The 17,886-nt window shown below is 62.9% G+C and carries 12 protein-coding genes and 1 tRNA gene; 9 read left to right on the plus strand and 4 right to left on the minus strand.

All coding sequences use genetic code 11. From position 1 onward, the window contains the following. Positions 1 to 85: 85 nt before the first annotated feature. Positions 86 to 1,057 (minus strand): DUF6236 family protein, encoded by a 972-nt coding sequence (locus tag ACH0BU_RS07835; protein ID WP_500263906.1) that lies wholly within the window; start codon positions 1,055 to 1,057, stop codon positions 86 to 88. Positions 1,058 to 1,382: 325 nt separating this feature from the next. Here ACH0BU_RS07835 and ACH0BU_RS07840 point away from each other — a divergent pair, with 325 nt between their 5' ends. The 4 genes from ACH0BU_RS07840 to ACH0BU_RS07855 all read left to right on the plus strand — a co-directional run bounded on the left by ACH0BU_RS07840 (position 1,383) and on the right by ACH0BU_RS07855 (position 5,126). Next, positions 1,383 to 2,051: a recombinase family protein gene (locus tag ACH0BU_RS07840; RefSeq protein WP_500263907.1), complete on the plus strand. Its 669-nt coding sequence runs from the start codon at positions 1,383 to 1,385 to the stop codon at positions 2,049 to 2,051. A gap of 904 nt (positions 2,052 to 2,955) precedes the next feature. Beyond that, positions 2,956 to 3,219 carry a hypothetical protein gene (locus tag ACH0BU_RS07845; protein ID WP_500263908.1) on the plus strand — a complete coding sequence of 88 codons (264 nt, stop codon included), beginning with the start codon at positions 2,956 to 2,958 and terminating at the stop codon, positions 3,217 to 3,219. A gap of 27 nt (positions 3,220 to 3,246) precedes the next feature. Beyond that, positions 3,247 to 3,756: a hypothetical protein gene (locus tag ACH0BU_RS07850; protein WP_500263909.1), complete on the plus strand. Its 510-nt coding sequence runs from the start codon at positions 3,247 to 3,249 to the stop codon at positions 3,754 to 3,756. 533 nt (positions 3,757 to 4,289) lie between these two features. Beyond that, positions 4,290 to 5,126: a hypothetical protein gene (locus ACH0BU_RS07855; protein WP_500263910.1), complete on the plus strand. Its 837-nt coding sequence runs from the start codon at positions 4,290 to 4,292 to the stop codon at positions 5,124 to 5,126. Positions 5,127 to 5,251: 125 nt separating this feature from the next. Here ACH0BU_RS07855 and ACH0BU_RS07860 read toward each other — a convergent pair whose 3' ends face one another. Together ACH0BU_RS07860 and ACH0BU_RS07865 are read right to left on the minus strand one after the other, a co-directional pair. After that, positions 5,252 to 6,811, minus strand: a complete 1,560-nt coding sequence (locus tag ACH0BU_RS07860; RefSeq protein ID WP_500263911.1) for a DUF6538 domain-containing protein — start codon at positions 6,809 to 6,811, stop codon at positions 5,252 to 5,254. A gap of 91 nt (positions 6,812 to 6,902) precedes the next feature. Further along, positions 6,903 to 6,989, minus strand: a tRNA-Leu gene (locus tag ACH0BU_RS07865). A gap of 100 nt (positions 6,990 to 7,089) precedes the next feature. On the opposite strand from ACH0BU_RS07865, the gene ACH0BU_RS07870 reads away from it, so the two are divergent. The 4 genes from ACH0BU_RS07870 (at position 7,090) to gltB (ending at position 14,980) form a co-directional block, all read left to right on the plus strand. Beyond that, positions 7,090 to 8,016: a complex I NDUFA9 subunit family protein gene (locus ACH0BU_RS07870; RefSeq protein WP_498343151.1), complete on the plus strand. Its 927-nt coding sequence runs from the start codon at positions 7,090 to 7,092 to the stop codon at positions 8,014 to 8,016. Positions 8,017 to 8,083: 67 nt separating this feature from the next. Then, positions 8,084 to 8,884, plus strand: a complete 801-nt coding sequence (locus ACH0BU_RS07875) for an undecaprenyl-diphosphate phosphatase (RefSeq protein WP_500263912.1) — start codon at positions 8,084 to 8,086, stop codon at positions 8,882 to 8,884. Positions 8,885 to 9,017: 133 nt separating this feature from the next. Beyond that, complete coding sequence (locus ACH0BU_RS07880; RefSeq protein WP_125945399.1) at positions 9,018 to 10,466, plus strand: NAD(P)-dependent oxidoreductase; 1,449 nt, start codon at positions 9,018 to 9,020, stop codon at positions 10,464 to 10,466. Next, positions 10,466 to 14,980 carry a glutamate synthase large subunit gene (gene gltB, locus ACH0BU_RS07885; protein WP_500263913.1) on the plus strand — a complete coding sequence of 1,505 codons (4,515 nt, stop codon included), beginning with the start codon at positions 10,466 to 10,468 and terminating at the stop codon, positions 14,978 to 14,980. Before ACH0BU_RS07880 ends, gltB begins: the two co-directional genes overlap by 1 nt. A gap of 41 nt (positions 14,981 to 15,021) precedes the next feature. Here the strand turns inward: gltB and ACH0BU_RS07890 are convergent, their stop codons facing one another. Beyond that, positions 15,022 to 17,130, minus strand: coding sequence for a transglycosylase domain-containing protein (locus ACH0BU_RS07890; protein WP_500263932.1), 2,109 nt, complete (start codon positions 17,128 to 17,130; stop codon positions 15,022 to 15,024). 101 nt (positions 17,131 to 17,231) lie between these two features. Here ACH0BU_RS07890 and ACH0BU_RS07895 point away from each other — a divergent pair, with 101 nt between their 5' ends. Continuing rightward, a complete protein-coding gene (locus tag ACH0BU_RS07895) occupies positions 17,232 to 17,831 on the plus strand; it encodes an NADPH-dependent FMN reductase (protein ID WP_046407933.1) in 600 nt (199 codons plus the stop codon). The last annotated feature ends 55 nt before the right edge of the window (positions 17,832 to 17,886 follow it).

Consider the following 17,886-nt stretch of genomic DNA (forward strand, 5'->3'; position numbering starts at 1 on the left):
GTTGGCAATGGCTGATGTAACAGTCTGCCTAGGCGCATGGCAAGGGGGCACTCCAATGCGAGTCCGCGACAGGGACTCGAACCGTTCACCCACCATATTCCTTCTCGATCCGTGCGATATATCGGAACGGGGAAGGGCCGTCCTTCAATCCCGCTACGCTCTTGAGCGACAGGGCAGCGAGTACGCCGCCGCCAATCGCTGTCGCTGCGGCTGTCAGAGATAAGTTCTGAGCAGCAGCTAGAAGGCCACCGCTACCGCCACCAGCTATGCTACTAACCCCTGCCTTCCAATCGAACTCAGTAGTCACGCTTGCAATCGCTTTCCGAACGTTGGAACGGCGAGCCTTTTTCAGATAGTCAGCTAGCGAAACGTCAAATCGTTCTCTCTCAAGGTTTACGGCCCTAGGGTCGCCTTCTTTCGACAGTCTGATTGCAAAATCCTCTAGATGATGCCTCAGAGAAATAAGCTCATCACGATGCCTGTCTTTAAACGATAGAACGTCCTCGTATGGGGTTAGTTCGTGAGGAACTATCAGACCGTTGGTAAGCTCTAGCTGGAAGGCGAGGTCAGGGGTTAACTCGTCTTCTGGTACGATTTGCTGATTGGGTTCTTGCCAGATAGACCAGCGTCCCGGCTCACGCTTTTCTAGTTCTAAGTAGGCAAGCCATGGATGAGTAAACATCTTATCTAGCCCTACGCCACCCTCAAAGAAAATGGTCGACCTAGAGGCTATGCCCATATCGCTGAGTGCATCTATGTTCGCGTTTCCAGAAGAAATGTTTCTGTTCTTAGGTACATCGATCCTATCGACAAACAACAGCGTTAGCTTCAACAACTCTTCGCTGAGAGGCCTAGGAGTCTCAACCTCCAACGCAGCCTTGCTACTGGACTTAACATTGACGGGAGGGGTTAGCACACCTCCCCGCTCACCCTTGGCCAGAGGCGGTGACAAGTTTACCTGTCTGCCTAGCGGACGCCCGTCTAGCCCCTGCCTAGGTAGGCTGAATACAGCAGGTTTGTCCCCGTTGAACTCAAATCCCCAAGGCTTACCAGTCACGCCATCATCTCCGGCTTCATCTATGCCGGAACACTAACCGACAGGGCTGCAACCGCCTACGACCTATTTTTGGTGGAGATATGCGAGAGGGGCACTCGGATTAGAGCCAGCGTCCTATCCCCCGTATCCCGGCCCTGCCCGGTCCCACGAATATGACACGCCTGTCCGACCTGCATTATCGCGCGTGGTTCTCCATCCCTGCGTAGCGTGTCACTACAGCCAAGCTCCATCCCAGCTAGATCGATAACGATAGGACCGGGAACGGCTTGCCCTCCTAACTGTTCATGGGTATACGTTCGTTGACCCGTGAACAGGACTAGCCGTTATGAACCTTCGCAAGATGACCAAGGCTGTCGCCTACCTCCGCGTTAGCACGGATAAGCAGGGCAAGAGCGGCCTAGGGCTAGAGGCTCAGCGGGAGGCGGTGGCCCGATACGTTGCGGCCAATGGCGTTGACCTGATCGGGGAGCATATCGAGGTAGAGACGGGCAAGGGAGCTAATGCCCTGTCCAAGCGGCCTGAGCTTGTCGCTGCTCTCGCTACAGCCAAGCGGGAGAAGGCTGGCCTGATTATCGCCAAGCTCGATAGGCTTGCCCGCAATGTCCATTTCATATCGGGGCTGATGGAGACAGGCGTAGAGTTCGCTGTCGCTGATATGCCGAACGCTGATCGCTTCCAGCTACACCTTTTCGCTGCACTGGCTGAGAAGGAAGCTGAGGTAATCAGCCAACGGACCAAGGCCGCGCTAGCCGCTGCCAAGGATCGGGGAACGGAGCTAGGCAAGCATGGCAAGGTACTGGCTGCTGCTAACAAGGCTGAGGCATTGGACCGGCTAGAGCCTATCGCTGCTGACCTCCTGGCATTGAAGGCTGAGGGGCTGTCCGTTCGTAAGATGGTCGAGGCCCTGAATAGCCGTGCGATCCCGTCGCCAGCCGGGGGCAAGTGGCATCCCGCCAGCCTGCATAAGGCGCTTGCTCGATTGGAGGCCCGCTAGATCGGCCAGAGACGGCCACAGGAGTCGATATGGGAGGCTCAGGGTATCGACCTAGCCGGGATACCTTGGCGACTCTGTACGGGGCTGTATCGGGCGCGGCTCAGATACGGGAGGAAGGCCCGGAGCATTTCATTACCGTATTGCACAGGGCAGGCTTGCTCAGGCACGGGAGTAAATCTCGGACCATTTCACTACCGTTAGGCAATACACCATTCATCACCGCCAGTTCCCGTTTAGGCCGGGGGCACGTCTGACAGTACGTAACTGTAGATACCACAGCCCGTGAGGGTTAGCCGTAGGGCGAAGGGGTGTGCCATCTTGATAGGATGACATGCGGTATCGGACGCTGGCACTACAAGCGACGTATTATCTAACTCAGGATCATGCGGCTGTATTTGCTTCCCAATGACTGTAGCTATGGCATTCGGCCATTACCTATGATGTCGATTATCCTCATACCTGCATTGCGGGTAAGCTCCATATTGGAAGCTCTGGGGGGTAGGGGGGACGCTGGATACAGCTTCTATATATCTAATCTAGGATCATACTAGTATATGTATATCCTACTCTACAATCTGCATCCGCATTCCCGATGCACAATCTCATTCTTCCGATAGCCTCAGATAGTTATTACTCGTTTCCTGTTCGGGTGATCGCTATACATCAGCCTGAGGCTATCAGAGGAATGACTGCCATCTTCCTCCATATACGCATTGCTCATCTAACCAATGCCCATCGGCCCTGAGCAATTGCCAGCCTGCTAGCTATAGCATTGCCCTAGTTGGTAGCTAGCAGGCGTACCCTTTCCATAGCTTCAAGATATCTGTTCTCGTTTGCCTACGTGCAAGCGGGCTGTCTGTCTGAACTTTTGCCAAATTACCTCCAACAATATGAAGGATATCCCATGACGATTATGTCTGTTGATACCAGCCGCCTGAGTGATCCCCGGATTGTTGCCCATCTTGATGGTATCGATAGCCGTATCATCAATGGCTTTCGCCTAGCTCTCGATGTTCTCTGCATTCCTATGCCCAAGCATATCGAGCGTAAGCCTGCTGGCCGTCCGTCGATTGCCAAGCTGATGGCCGCTGCTGATGCAGATAGCGGGACCATCTACACCTATCGCGATGAGAAGATGAAGATAGGGGCATCCGCTCCCAAGCTTTGATTTCCCCTATTGTAACAGGATACACCCATGAACAACAAAGACACCCTTGCTGCTATTGCCGTCGAGATTGAAACGCTCAGCGCCGAATTGCTCAAGGTCAACAGCTATATTGATATCCTCGGCAAGCCTGCCATGGATAAGGCCAATGAGCTTGATAGGGCATTGAAGGATGCCAAGGATAGGTTTGCTACTGCTCTTGCTGACGAACAGGTGGAGGCTCGCAATCTACGACTCTCCCGCTTCTCTGATATCCGCGTAGAGGTGAAGCCCGGTGATAACCTGAATACTACCGGCTTCCTCATCAAGTATAAGCGGGATACATGGGATATCACGGCTAATGCCAGCATCCCTAAAGAGCATGAGTGCAACGGCTTCTCTGCCCTTGATGATGATGCCTTTGACTATCTCGTAACGAAAAAACCCCACGCTATTCCTGCCTGCATCATGGCGCTGGCACCGGGTAAGCCACGGGAGGCGTTCACTCTGTATATGCAGGGCAAGCAGCGCGGATACTTCACGACTGCCCTAGCGGCGTAATGTCCGATCTGCATGACTGGGGAACGGGAGAGGCACCTAAGCCTCCCCGCTCATTCCCAGCCAATCCCCGGCCACGTTGGCACGTTGAACCCCGTACCTTTGATGACCTGCTACTGAGGGCAGGCCCCTATGCCGATGGCACCAAGGCCCATGTAGAATGGGGCGCTGTCACTGCATGGCAAATGAGTGGCAAGGCCGATCCCGCCCTAGCCGCCGCCTTCATCCCCGGTGAGGCCGCTAGCCTCGCAGTCCTGCTAACCCGGCAAGCTATCGAGCTTGAAGCTGGATGGCCCCAGCTATCAGACCGGGCCGTAACGCCTGCACTCTACGACCTGCCAGAGGATGCCCAAGGCATAGCCCGCTGTATGGCTGCTGAGGTCTATGCGCTCTGGGAGGCCGCAGGCCGTTCCTACCTCAATACGCCCCGCTTCAAGGATGCCTATCGCTGGCTGGTAGCTTGCGTCCGCTCAGGGTCGATCCCGCCAGTGTTGACCATTGGCGACGTTCCGCCTCTCAATTCCTAAGGATACCACATGACCGCACTAACTCCCCGTCAGGCCATTAAGGTCAAGGCGGCACTATCCCTGATCGCTGTACATGGCCACAATCCCCGTACTGTACAGCAAGCTGCAACGGCTGAGTTGGCTAAGGGCTATCCCGCCAATGTCGCTTACAAGACTGCTATCGATAGCTTCATTGCTCGTGTCCCTGCTATGGGAAATACGCTGCACCTTGCCGTTGATCTGATCCACCATAGCGACGATGCTACGGTTGCGCTGTATGATCGGGCGCTGACCGAATACAATAATACCGGCGATGACAGTTGCCTTGATGGCCTTGCTCCTATGATCCTTGAGGATGCCAAGGCGCTGGCAATCAGCAAGGGCGAAGTGACCGAGGCCGATGCAGCCAATTGGACTATCGATGATGCGCTAGGCAGCACGGCAGAAGCCTTTGCCGATACTCCCGATGTTCCCGACGCCACCACGCTTGCACCCGGCCAGACGGCCAATAGCTCGTTCGGCTTCAATGGCCTTCCCAGCCCTACCGCTCAGGCTCCCTCAGCGCCCGCTCAGGCACCGGCGACGGGACCGCAGTGGGTGCAGACCCCGACCGGCTTCCGCCTCGTCGCACAGGCCCCGGCAAGCGGCCCACAGGCGGGGCAGAGCATGTCCGGCTATGATCCCTATCAGACCAGCCGCAGCGTGACCGGCATCCGGGTAGCTCAGACCGGAGACGCGGCCCGCCGCACCCATGGCACCCCGGTAGGGGACGTGGGCTATATGCAGACGGCCACGGGATACCGAGTGACCCCGACTGGGGAAGCTGCCCGCCGTGAGGCTGGCGTACCGCTTGGGCCGGATGCCTGAAATCCTGCCTAGGAGAGTCGCTGAGAGGCGATAGCTCATCCCGGCCTACAGATACCCGACCGCATCCAATCGACTCCTGACGGGGCTGAGCGGAGCAATTTCGGGTATCTGTATGTCCGGTTCGTTCAAGGCGTGGGAATGACCAGCCCCGGCACCCGATAAGATGCAATGGCAGCTACCATTACCCGCATAGATGGAGCAGCCCCGTACTTGTCGGCAGCGTCTTTACCCTCATGCCCTTGGAATTGTCGGCATACCCGCTCAGGGATACCGGCATCTACGGCATGAGTTTTCCATGTATGGCGGAATGAGTGAAAGACCTTGGCCTTATCCTCTATCCCGCAATCCTTCTTATAGCGGCTGAACCACTGGCCTACCTTGTCAGTTAGTTTCTTACCAACGCCTACGGCCTTTAAGCCGGGGAATACGCGGCCTGTCTGATCGGGCAGCTTTTGCACATAGTCGATGAACCCCAGCTCGATTAGCTTGGGATGCAGCGGGACAAGCCTATTGCTCGCCTCATTCTTGATCTGATTAGGTAAGGCGTCATCATCGGGCGTATCTGTAATGTCGATACACCATACCTCTTGCCGCTTATCGTCATCGTCTATGTAGGCGACGGGCTTCACGTCCTGCACCCGTAGCTGGCCAATCTCTTCCCGGCGCGCTCCCATGAACAGGGCTAGCAGGGGCATCCAGTACACAGCCTCACCATATCCGCCCTTAGGCCGCTCGCCCTTGGCGTGAACCGGGCCAGCGAACAGGGCGTTGAGGTCATCGGTAGAGAAGTCTTTCCGCTTTTCTCCCCGTTCCGTCACAGCCATCTTAACGTCGCGGGCTACGTTGACGGGGACGATATCCTCTTGCGCCGCCCACTCTAGCAGGGTTCGCAGGTAGGCCAGCCGATCCCGAACATTGACCTGAGAACGGGCAGGGTCCGCTATCAGCTTGCGCTTGTAGGCCATCACATCGGCCTTCGTGATTAGCTCGACGGACTTACGGCCCATCATGGAATTGAACAGCTTGGCATCCCGCCAGTAGGCATCCTTGCCACGGGGCGACGGCTTACGTTCAGCGGCCCACCCGTTGAGGATATCTGTGTCTAGGTATTTGCCCTTGCCCTCATTGGGGCTGGCATCGGGGCTGTACTCAACGGCCTGATTTTGGCCTTCCGATGCGCGGGCATTCTGGCCGAACCGGGCATGAAGCGAGTTTAGCAGGGCTTCCCGATCTGCCCCGGCTGTCTCCCGCTCATGCTCCACTAGCAGCCTGCCAGCCCTCGCTATGTCGGCTAGCGATCCCTCAGGCTCCTTGCCCGCGCTCAGGGCATCCATGATCGGGGATAGAGCCTCAGCCTCCATGTCCGTGGCGAATAGCTCATCGGCTACATGGTCCGCTTGCTCTAGCTCCTGTTCCCATCGTGTCCGCTCCCGCTCTATCTGAGCAGGGGACAGGGGAGCTTTCGGCTTAGGGGCAGGCTTGCCAGCTAGGGACCGGGCAGCATCTGCTAGCAGCTTGTCAGTTTCGACAGTGTGAGAAGGGATGCGGAGCTTGGCCTCAGCCCGATCCTTGGACCGTAGCGACAGCATGAACTCAGCCCGACCGCCAAAGGCAGGCCGTAGCTCGACAGGGATTGCCCGCCGAAAATAGTAGGTAGAACCGCGCTTAGCGAGATAGGTACACATGGCTTTCAGCCCCTGTTACAGATGTAACAGCCGCCTGTAAAAACCGTTGTTTCTCAGCTATTTCCTAGGCTTTTCAATAGCCTAGGGAGAATGGTGCCCAGAAGAGGACTCGAACCTCCACGACCTTGCGATCGCCAGCACCTGAAGCTGGTGCGTCTACCAATTCCGCCATCTGGGCACGGGGTAGGCCGGCGCCTCTAGGGCCCAGGTGGCAGCCTTGTCAACAGGTACATCGCACGGCTAGGGGCAAAGCGAATTTTTCCTCGGCGGAGCGTTACATGAAGGACAAACTGGTCACGCTGATCGGCGGTGGCGGTTTTCTCGGCCGGTACGTCGCGCAGACCCTGCTTGCCGCTGGCGCCCGCGTGCGCATCGCGCAGCGTGATCCGCGCGAGGCCTGGTTTCTGAAGCCGCTTGGCGGCCTGGGGCAGACCCAGTTCGTGGCGGCGGATATCACCCGCCCCGATACGTTGGCGCGCGCCGTCGCGGGATCGGACGCGGTGGTGAATCTGGTCGGCAGCTTCACCGGCGACCTGTTGCGCATCCATGTCGATGGCCCGCAAGCGCTGGCCAGCGCGGCGCGCGAGGCGGGCGTCCAGGCGCTGGTGCACGTCTCGGCGATCGGGGCGAATGCCGATGGCGATTCCTATTACGCCCGCACCAAGGGCGAAGGCGAGGCGGCCGTGCGCGACGCGTTCCCGGCCGCGACGATCCTGCGTCCGTCCACCGTGTTCGGGCGGGAGGACAAGTTCATCAACATGTTCGCCGGCATGATCGCGCGGCTGCCCGTGGTGCCGGTGCTGAAGCCCGACACCCGTTTCCAGCCGGTGTTCGCGGGTGACGTGGGTGACGCGGTGGTCGCCGCGCTCTCCGATCCGGCGACTTATGGTGGGCGCACCTTCGAGCTTGGCGGACCGGACGTGTTCACCATGATGGAACTGAACCAGTGGATTGCGCGCGCCATCGGCCGCCGTCCGTCGTTCGTTCGGGTGCCTGACGCGCTGGGCGGGGTGCTCGCGGCGGTGCCGTTCATTCCGGTCTCGCCCGACCAGTGGAAGCTGCTGCAGAAGGACACGGTGGTGACGCCGGGTGCCGAGGGGCTGACCGCGCTGGGCATCACCGCAACGCCGCTGGCGAGCGTCGCGCCGGGCTGGCTGGTGCGCTACCAGCGCAACGGCCGCTTTGCCCGTCCCACCGCCGCCTGAGCATCGTTTCGCGCGCGTTTTTTCGCGCGCGCCCGGACCTGGGCGGCGCGTGACCTGAAAGGCACCCATGTCCGATCTGCTGACCGCCATCCTCCTCGGTTTTGTCGAGGGCGTGACCGAATTCCTGCCGGTATCCTCCACCGGCCATCTCGTCCTCGCCACCGAGTTGCTGGGCTATGATCCGCAGCGCTGGGCGGTGTTCAACATCGCCATCCAGCCAGGCGCGATCCTGGCGATCGTGGTGCTGTACTGGCGCACGTTCATGGCGGTGCTGTCCGGCCTGATGAAGGGCGAGAAACACTCGATCGCCTTCGTCCGTAACCTGTTGATCGCGTTCATCCCTGCGGTTGCGCTGGGCCTCGCCTTCAACGACCAGATCGAGGCGCTGCTGGAAAATGCCGTCGTCGTCGCCTGGGCGCTGATCATAGGCGGGGTCGCGATCCTGATCGTCGAGCGACTGGCGAAAACCCGCGACGTCGGGGGCATCTCGGGCGTTTCGGTGCCGCAATCGGTGAAGATCGGCCTGGTCCAGTGCATGGCGATGATCCCGGGCGTGAGCCGGTCGGGCGCGACGATCATGGGTGCGATGGCGTTCGGCATTGATCGCCGCACGGCTGCGGAATTCTCCTTCTTCCTGGCGTTGCCGACGCTGACCGGCGCCACGGTGCTTCAGATGTACAAGCATCGTGATGCGATCACCGCCAATGACCTGCAGCTGATCGGCGTCGGCGCGCTGGTGTCGTTCGTCGTCGCGCTGGTGGTGGTGAAAGCGTTCATGGCTGTGGTGACGAAGCATGGTTTCGCGCCGTTCGCCTGGTACCGAATCGCCGCCGGGAGCGTTGCTCTGCTGGTGCTCGCAGCAAAGTAGGTCCGGACCAGGACTATTATCTCCGGAAAAATACGTGCGGACTGACGATCTAACGGGGCAGGCTGGAAAATAGGACAGCAATGCTGACTTGATGGCATCCGGCCGATGTGAGAACCACGTCGGCGGAGGGCTTATGGCTGCTGATTCCATGCTTCGTTTCGTCGTCACCCCGCAATCCTACCCGGACAAGCGGGCGCCCGACGCGCGCGCGGAGGACTTTCGCGAGATTGCGGATCGCTATGCGGTGCCGCGCGCCGAGGAGCAGGCGGGGCGGTGTTCGCAATGCGGCGTGCCTTACTGCACGGTGCATTGCCCGCTTCACAATCACATCCCCGACTGGTTGCGGCTGACCGCCGAAGGGCGGCTGCGCGAAGCCTATGAGCTCTCCAACGCGACCTCCACCATGCCGGAAATTTGTGGACGGATCTGTCCGCAGGACCGCCTGTGCGAAGGCAATTGCGTCATCGAATTCTCCGGCCATGGCGCGGTGACGATCGGCTCGGTCGAGAAGTTCATCACCGACACCGCCTGGGAAGAAGGTTGGGTCGAGCCGCTGGTGCCGGGCCCCGCGCGCGGCCAGTCGGTCGGCGTGATCGGGGCCGGTCCGGCCGGGCTGACCGCAGCGGAATATCTGCGCGCCAATGGTTATGAGGTGCATGTCTATGACCGGCACGATCGCGCCGGCGGGCTGCTGACCTATGGGATCCCGGGCTTCAAGCTGGAGAAGCCGGTGGTGATGCGCCGGGTCGACCGGCTGAAGGCGGGCGGGATCGTCTTTCACGAGGGCTTTACAGTCGGCGATGATGCCTCGCTTGCGGACCTGCGCGCGCGGCATGATGCGCTGCTGATCGCGACCGGTGTCTATAAGGCGCGGGCGATTGACGTGCCGGGCAACGATGCCGCCGGCGTGATCGCCGCGCTCGACTATCTCACCGCTTCCAACCGCAAGAGCTTCGGCGATTCGGTGCCCGCCTTCGACAATGGCGGGCTGGATGCCGCGGGCAAGAATGTGGTCGTGATCGGTGGCGGCGATACCGCGATGGATTGCGTGCGCACCGCTATTCGCCAGGGCGCGAAGAGCGTGAAATGCCTCTATCGCCGCGACCGCGCCAACATGCCGGGATCGCAGCGCGAAGTGGCCAATGCGGAAGAGGAAGGCGCCGAATTCGTCTGGCTGTCCGCGCCGCATTCCTTTGTGGGAGACGAGAAGGTCACGGCGGTGCGCGCCAATCGCATGCGGCTGGGCGCGCCCGATGCAAGTGGCCGCCGCGCGCCGGAGGTGGACCCGGGCGGGCCGATCGACATGCCGGCGGACATGGTGATCAAGGCACTGGGCTTCGATGCCGAGGAACTGCCGCATCTGTGGGATGCGCCTGAGCTGGGCGTCACCCGCTGGGGCACGGTGCTGGTCGATTCGAGGACGTTGATGACCAGCCTCGACGGGGTGTTCGCGGCGGGCGACATCGTGCGCGGCGCCAGCCTGGTGGTGTGGGCGATCCGTGATGGGCGCGACGTGGCCGCATCGATGCACCAATATCTGAAGAGCAAGGCCGCGGCATCGACCGCGAAGGAGGCCGCGTGATGGATCAGCGCGAATATCTCGCCACCCATGGCATGTATCGTCCCGAGTTCGAAGGCGACGCCTGTGGCGTTGGCCTGGTCGCGGCGACTGATGGCAAGCCGTCGCGCCGCGTCGTCCAGTCCGCGATCGATGCGCTGAAGGCGGTATGGCATCGCGGTGCGGTCGACGCCGATGGCAAGACCGGCGACGGCGCCGGCCTGCATGTCGACCTGCCCGTGCGGTTCTTCGACGATGCGATCGCGATGGGCGGGCACAAGGTGCTGCCCAATCGGCTCGCCGTCGGTATGGTGTTCCTGCCGCGCACCGATCTCGCCGCGCAGGAGACGTGCCGCACCATCGTCGAGAGCGCGATTATCGAGGCGGGCTACACCATCTATGGCTGGCGCCAGGTGCCGGTCGACGTCAGCGTCATCGGCCTGAAGGCGCAGGCCACGCGGCCGGAGATCGAGCAGATCATGATCGCCGGCCCGCTGCCCGAGGCGGTCGACGAGGCCGAGTTCGAGAAGAACCTGTATCTGGTCCGCCGCCGCATCGAGAAGCGGGTGATCGCGGCGCAGATCCAGGGATTTTACATCTGTTCGCTGAGCTGCCGGTCGATCATCTACAAGGGGCTGTTCCTGGCCGAGAGCCTGTCGGTGTTCTACCCGGACCTGACCGACAAGCGCTTCGAAAGCCGGGTCGCGATCTTCCACCAGCGTTATTCCACCAACACCTTCCCGCAATGGTGGCTCGCCCAGCCGTTCCGGTGCCTGGCGCATAACGGCGAGATCAACACGATCCGCGGCAACAAGAACTGGATGCTGAGCCACGAGATCCGCATGGCGTCGATCGCGTTCGGCGAGCATTCGGAGGACATCAAGCCGGTGATCCCGGCGGGCGCATCCGACACGGCGGCGCTCGACGCGACCTTCGAGGCGATCTGTCGTTCGGGCCGCGATGCGCCGACCGCGAAGCTGATGCTGGTGCCCGAGGCATGGCAGGGCGACGTCAGCGGTGACATGCCGCCCGCGCATGCCGCGATGTATCAATATCTCGCCTCGGTGATGGAGCCGTGGGACGGCCCGGCCGCGCTGGCGATGACCGATGGCCGCTGGGCGGTGGCGGGGATGGACCGCAACGCACTTCGCCCGCTGCGCTACACCCAGACCGCCGACGGCCTGCTGATCGTCGGCTCCGAAAGCGGCATGGTGGTGGTCCCCGAATCGACGATCGTTGCCAAGGGCCGGCTGGGGCCGGGGCAGATGATCGCGGTCGATCTGGCTGAGGGGCGGCTGTACCATGATCGCGAGGTCAAGGACCGGATCGCCGGCGAGGCCGATTATGCCGGGATGATCGGCAATTTCGCGACGATCGAGGATCTGCCGCCGCCGCCCGCCGCAGGCGTACCGCGCTATGACCGTGCGGAACTCGCACGGCGCCAGGTCGCGGCGGGCCAGACGCTGGAGGACATGGAGCTGATCCTGGCGCCGATGGTGGAAACGGCAAAGGAAGCGATCGGATCGATGGGCGATGATACGCCGCTCGCCGTCATTTCCGACAAGCCCCGGCTGATCAGTCAGTTCTTCCGGCAGAATTTCAGCCAGGTGACGAACCCGCCGATCGATTCGCTGCGCGAACGCCATGTGATGAGCCTCAAGACGCGGTTCGGCAATCTCGCCAACATCCTCGACACCGAGGATCGGCGCGAGCGCGTGCTGGTGCTCGATTCGCCGGTGCTGACGTCGACGGACTGGGCACGGCTGAAGACCTATTTCAACAACGCCGCGGCGGAGATCGATGCCACGTTCGAGGCGGACGGCGGGCCGGAAAAGCTGCGCGCCGCGATCCAGCGCATCCGCAACGAGGCGGAACAGGCGGTGCGCCAGGGCAAGAGCGAGATCTTCATCACCGACGAACATGTCGGGCCGGCGCGGATCGCGATCCCCGGCGTGCTGGCGGCCGCGGCCGTGCACACGCATCTCGTGCGGCGGGGCCTGCGCTCCTACGCCTCAATCAACGTGCGCACCTCCGAATGCCTCGACACCCATTATTATGCGGTGCTGGTGGGCGTGGGCGCGACCACGGTGAACGCCTATCTGGCGGAAGCCGCAATCGCCGATCGTCAGTCACGCGGGCTGTTCGGTGACCTCAGCTTGGAGGAGTGCCTGAAGCGGCATCGCAAGGCGATCGAGGAAGGGCTGCTGAAGATCATGTCGAAGATGGGGATCGCGGTGATCTCCAGCTATCGTGGCGGCTATAATTTCGAGGCGGTGGGCCTGTCCCGCGCGCTGGTGAACGATTTCTTCCCGGGGATGCCCGCGAAGATCTCGGGCGAGGGCTATGCCTCGCTCCACGTCAACGCGAAGGGGCGGCACGATGCCGCTTATGACGACGCGGTGGTGAATCTGCCGATCGGCGGCTTCTATCGCCAGCGGCATACCGGGGAGGCGCATGCCTATTCGGCGCAGCTGATGCACCTGCTGCAAACCTCCGTCAGCACCGACAGCTATTCGACCTATCTGCAATTTTCGCGCGGGGTGGCGGACCAGCCGCCGGTGTATCTGCGCGACCTGTTGCAGTTCAACTTCCCGGCCGAAGGCGTGCCGGTCGACCAGGTCGAGCCGATCACCGAGATCCGCAAGCGCTTCATCACGCCGGGCATGAGCCTGGGCGCGCTGTCGCCGGAGGCGCATGAGACGCTGGCGATTGCGATGAACCGCATCGGCGCCAAGGCGGTGTCGGGCGAGGGCGGCGAGGACAAGAGCCGGTATCAGCCGTACGAGAATGGCGACAACGCCAATTCGGTGATCAAGCAGATCGCGTCGGGGCGCTTCGGCGTGACGGCCGAATATCTCAACGCCTGCGACGAGATCGAGATCAAGGTCGCGCAGGGTGCCAAGCCCGGCGAGGGCGGGCAGCTGCCCGGTTTCAAGGTGACCGAATTCATCGCCAAGCTGCGCCATGCGACGCCGGGCGTGACGCTGATTTCGCCGCCGCCGCACCACGACATCTATTCGATCGAGGATCTGGCGCAGCTGATCTACGATCTGAAGCAGATCAACCCGCGCGCGCGGGTATGCGTGAAGCTCGTCTCCTCGGCGGGCATCGGCACGGTGGCGGCGGGCGTCGCGAAGGCGCATGCCGACGTGATCCTGGTGTCCGGCCATGTCGGCGGCACGGGTGCTTCCCCGCAGACCAGCATCAAATATGCCGGCACGCCGTGGGAAATGGGCCTTTCCGAGGTCAACCAGGTGCTGACGCTGAACGGCCTGCGCGGCCGGATCAAGCTGCGCACCGACGGCGGCCTTCGCGTCGGGCGCGACATCGTGATCGCCGCAATCCTGGGGGCGGAGGAGTTCGGCATCGGCACGCTCAGCCTCGTCGCGATGGGCTGCATCATGGTGCGCCAGTGCCATTCGAACACCTGCCCGGTCGGCGTGTGCACGCAGGATCCGCGGCTGCGCGAGAAGTTCGTCGGGACGCCGGAAAAGGTCATCAACCTGATGACCTTCATTGCCGAGGAAGTGCGCGACATCCTGGCGCGGCTGGGCGTGCGCAGCCTCGACGAAGTGATCGGGCGTACCGAGCTGCTGCGGCAGGTGAGCCGCGGTGCGGAGCATCTCGACGACCTCGATCTCAACCCGATCCTCGCCAAGGTGGATGCCACGGATGCGGAGCGGCGCTTCTCGCTCAGCACCTTCCGCAACGAGGTGCCTGACAGCCTGGACGCGCAGATCATCAAGGATGCCGCCGCCGTCTTCTCGCGCCGCGAGAAGATGCAGCTGACCTATTCGGTGCGCAACACGCACCGCGCGGTCGGCACGCGGCTGTCGAGCGAGATCACGCGCACCTTCGGGATGAGCGCGCTCAACGACCATCACGTGACGATCCGCCTGCGCGGCTCGGCCGGGCAGAGCCTGGGCGCCTTCCTGTGCAAGGGCATCACGCTGGAGGTGTTCGGCGACGCCAATGATTATGTCGGCAAGGGCCTGTCCGGCGGCATCATCGTGGTGCGCCCGGCAGTGTCGTCACCGCTGCGCAGCCAGGAAAATACGATCGTCGGCAACACCGTCCTCTATGGTGCGACCTCCGGCGCGTTGTTCGCGGCCGGACAGGCGGGCGAGCGGTTCGCGGTCCGCAACTCGGGCGCGACGGTGGTGGTCGAGGGCTGCGGCGCGAACGGCTGCGAATATATGACCGGCGGCACCGCCGTCGTGCTGGGTGCCGTGGGCCAGAACTTCGGCGCTGGGATGACCGGCGGCATGGCATTCGTCTACGATCATGACGACAGCTTCGCCCGGCGCGCCAATCCGGAAAGCATCACCTGGCAGCGGCTCGCCTCGACGCATTGGGCGCACGTGCTGCACGACCTAATCGCGCGTCACGCCAAGGCGACCGATTCCAAATGGTCGCGCGGTATCCTGGAGGATTGGGAGCGCAGCGTCGGCCGGTTCTGGCAGGTGGTTCCGCGCGAGATGCTGGACCGGCTGTCGCACCCGCTGGAGGACAGCCCGGTGATGGAAGCGGCCGAGTAAACGCTGCGCCCGCCGCCTGATCCGAGCGGCGGGCGGCTCGCCTAGTAGAAGCCGCCTGGATCGTCCTCGAACACCGGCTCCCGTTCCTCGCGTCGGCGGGGCGGGGGCGGCAGTTCGGGCCGGGCGATGCTGACCGACCCGTCGGGGCCGATCTGAAGATCCATCCCCAGCCCCTCGATCTGGCCGGCGATCGGCGCGATCTCATTTTCGAACGTGCTGGTCAGCCCGGCATCGGGATCGACATCCTCGACCACCGGCGCCTTCACGACCGGCGCAAGATCGAGTGCGCTGACCATGAAGTTGCGCCAGATCTGCGCCGGGATGCCGCCGCCGTGAAGGCCGGGGTTGGGGGTATTGTCGTCATTGCCGACCCACACGCCCACGACCAGATCGCCCGCAAAGCCGATGAACCACGCGTCGCGGCCCGATTGCGACGTGCCCGTCTTGCCATAAGCATCGACCGACAGCGCCGCCGCGCGGCCCGTACCGCGCACCGAGGCGGCAAGGAGGGTCAGCATGTCGTCATGGATGCGGCGCGGCATCGTGCGTTGGCCATCGGTCAGCGCCCGATACCAGCTCTTGTCCGCAACGTTGCGCAGGCCATGCGGCTGCACCGGATAGCGCCCCTCTGACACGCCGGCGAAGGCCGCGGTCAGTTCCAGCAGCGATACTTCGGACGTGCCGAGCCCAATCGTCGCTTCATTGGCGATCGGCGTCGTGATGCCGAGGTCGCGCGCGGCGCGGATCACGTTGCGCACGCCGACCTCCTGCGTCAGTCGCGCCGCGACGACGTTGGAGGATCGCTGGAAGGCGCGCCGAAGCGTGATGTCGCCGAGATAGCGGCCGTCGTCGTTCTTTGGCTTCCACCCGGCAATCTCGACCGGCGAATCGTCCACGATCGTGTCGGGCGACATGCCGGCGCGCAGCGCGGCGAGATAGACGAACAGCTTGAACGTCGATCCCGGCTGGCGCCGCGCCTGGGTGGCGCGGTTGAACGGGCTTTTCTTGTAATCGCGCCCGCCGACCATCGCGACGACCTCGCCATTGCGCTTCATCGCCACCAGCGCGGCCTGTGCCTGGCGCAATCCGGCCTGGCGGATGACGCGTTCGGCGTTGCGCTGCAGATCGCGGTCCAGCGTGGTGCGCACGGTGGCCTCGGTCTGCACCTCGCCGGCCTGGTCGCGCGCATCGGGCAGTACCCAGTCGGCGAAATAGGTGCCGGTGGGCAATTGCTGTGCGCGGCGCGCCTTGACGCGCTGCGGCTGCACGTCGGCGGCCTCGCTCTTGGTCAGGAAACCGGCGTCGACCATCGCCGCGACGACCACCTTCTGCCGATCGCGCGCGCCCTTCAGGTTGCTGGTCGGGGCGAGCCGTGACGGCGCCTTGACGAGGCCGGCCAGCATCGCCGCCTGGCCGATGTTCATCTTCTCCGGCTCCCGCCCGAAATAATGGTTCGACGCGGCGCGCAGGCCATAGACGTTGTCGCCGAAATAGACGTTCGACAGATAGCGGGAGAGGATCTCGTCCTTGCTTAGCCACGCCTCCAGCCAGAAGGCGATGAAGACCTCGCGGATCTTGCGCGCGGCGGTACGATCGGAATCGAGAAAGGCGTTCTTGGCCAGCTGCTGCGTGATCGTGCTGCCACCCTGACGCACCCCGCCGGAGCCGAAATTCGCCCAGGCGGCACGCGCGATGCCGCGCGGATCGATGCCCCAGTGCGAATAGAAGCGGCGGTCCTCGATCGCCATGAACGCTTCGCGGACATGCGCGGGCAGCTTGGCGGCATCGACCGGCTGGGCGATGATTGCGCCCCGCCGTGCGATCGGCGTGCCGTCGGACGCCGTGAGCGTGATCGACGGCGGCGTCGGCGGCTTCAGCGATTGCGACAGCGGCGCGGTGATCGCCAGCCAGATGATCGCCAGCACCAGCAGGATGACGGCTGCCCCGAGCCCGCGCATGATCCAGCGCATCGACACCCGTGGCAGGCGGAAGCGCGTTGCGCGGCGTGTCGCCGCTCCGTCCTCGCCCGGCAGGTCGCCATCGCGCCACGCCGCGAAATCGGGCATGGGATCACGCGCCTCGCCGGGGGCATGGTGATAGCGGATGCGGCCACCGTCGTGCTGGCTGGGATCGAAGGGGTCAGGGCGCATGGAGCTCGGGCGCATGGAATCATCTCGGCGGTCAGCCATCGGGCGTATTACTTCAGTATGACAGTTGCCGCAAGGGTGCGCACCGTGCGAGGGATAGGCGCATGAGCGGCGAAGAGAAAGCATTTCAATTGGACGACAGACCGTTGGTCGTGGGCATTGGCGGCACCATTGGTGGCATATCCTCCACCGAACGCGCGCTTCGGATCGCGCTGGACGCGGCGGGCGAGCAGGGTTTCCGCACGCGCCTGTTCGGTGGTGCCGACATGGCGAAATTCCCGCTCTATGACCCCAAGGCGCCCGGCCGCACCGCCGAGGAGCAGGAATTCGTCGACGCGGTGCGCGGCGCGTCGGCGCTGATCATCGCCTCGCCCGGCTATCACGGCAGCATTTCGGGCGTGGTGAAGAACGCGCTCGACCTGCTGGAGGAAACCGCGCGCGATGCCGAGCGGACCTATCTTGCCGACATGCCGGTGGGGCTGATCGCGACTGCTTATGGCTGGCAGGCGACGGGATCGACGATCGCCGCGCTGCGATCGATCGTCCATGCGCTGCGCGGCTGGCCGACGCCTTTCGCCGCCGCGATCAACAGCGCGATCACCAAGTTCGATGCCGAGGGCGGGGCGAACGACCCGGCGGTGGTCGAGCAATTGCGCATGGTGGGCAAGCAGGTCGCCCGCTTCGCGCCGCTCGCGCGCGGCTGAGTCGGACAGGAGGCGCACGGGCGGGCGGCTTTGCCCGGCCGTGTCGCCGGGGCGC

Source organism: Sphingomonas olei (assembly GCF_045369765.1).
GTDB lineage: Bacteria > Pseudomonadota > Alphaproteobacteria > Sphingomonadales > Sphingomonadaceae > Sphingomonas > Sphingomonas panaciterrae.

Excerpts from the sequence above, each read along its gene's own strand:
- ACH0BU_RS07890 (WP_500263932.1), bottom strand. The coding sequence starts at position 17,130 with ATGCGCCCTGACCCCTTCGATCCCAGCCAGCACGACGGTGGCCGCATC.
- ACH0BU_RS07895 (WP_046407933.1), top strand. The coding sequence starts at position 17,232 with ATGAGCGGCGAAGAGAAAGCATTTCAATTGGACGACAGACCGTTGGTC.
- ACH0BU_RS07850 (WP_500263909.1), top strand. The coding sequence starts at position 3,247 with ATGAACAACAAAGACACCCTTGCTGCTATTGCCGTCGAGATTGAAACG.
- ACH0BU_RS07855 (WP_500263910.1), top strand. The coding sequence starts at position 4,290 with ATGACCGCACTAACTCCCCGTCAGGCCATTAAGGTCAAGGCGGCACTA.
- ACH0BU_RS07880 (WP_125945399.1), top strand. The coding sequence starts at position 9,018 with ATGGCTGCTGATTCCATGCTTCGTTTCGTCGTCACCCCGCAATCCTAC.
- ACH0BU_RS07870 (WP_498343151.1), top strand. The coding sequence starts at position 7,090 with ATGAAGGACAAACTGGTCACGCTGATCGGCGGTGGCGGTTTTCTCGGC.
- gltB (WP_500263913.1), top strand. The coding sequence starts at position 10,466 with ATGGATCAGCGCGAATATCTCGCCACCCATGGCATGTATCGTCCCGAG.
- ACH0BU_RS07840 (WP_500263907.1), top strand. The coding sequence starts at position 1,383 with ATGAACCTTCGCAAGATGACCAAGGCTGTCGCCTACCTCCGCGTTAGC.
- ACH0BU_RS07860 (WP_500263911.1), bottom strand. The coding sequence starts at position 6,811 with ATGTGTACCTATCTCGCTAAGCGCGGTTCTACCTACTATTTTCGGCGG.
- ACH0BU_RS07845 (WP_500263908.1), top strand. The coding sequence starts at position 2,956 with ATGACGATTATGTCTGTTGATACCAGCCGCCTGAGTGATCCCCGGATT.
- ACH0BU_RS07875 (WP_500263912.1), top strand. The coding sequence starts at position 8,084 with ATGTCCGATCTGCTGACCGCCATCCTCCTCGGTTTTGTCGAGGGCGTG.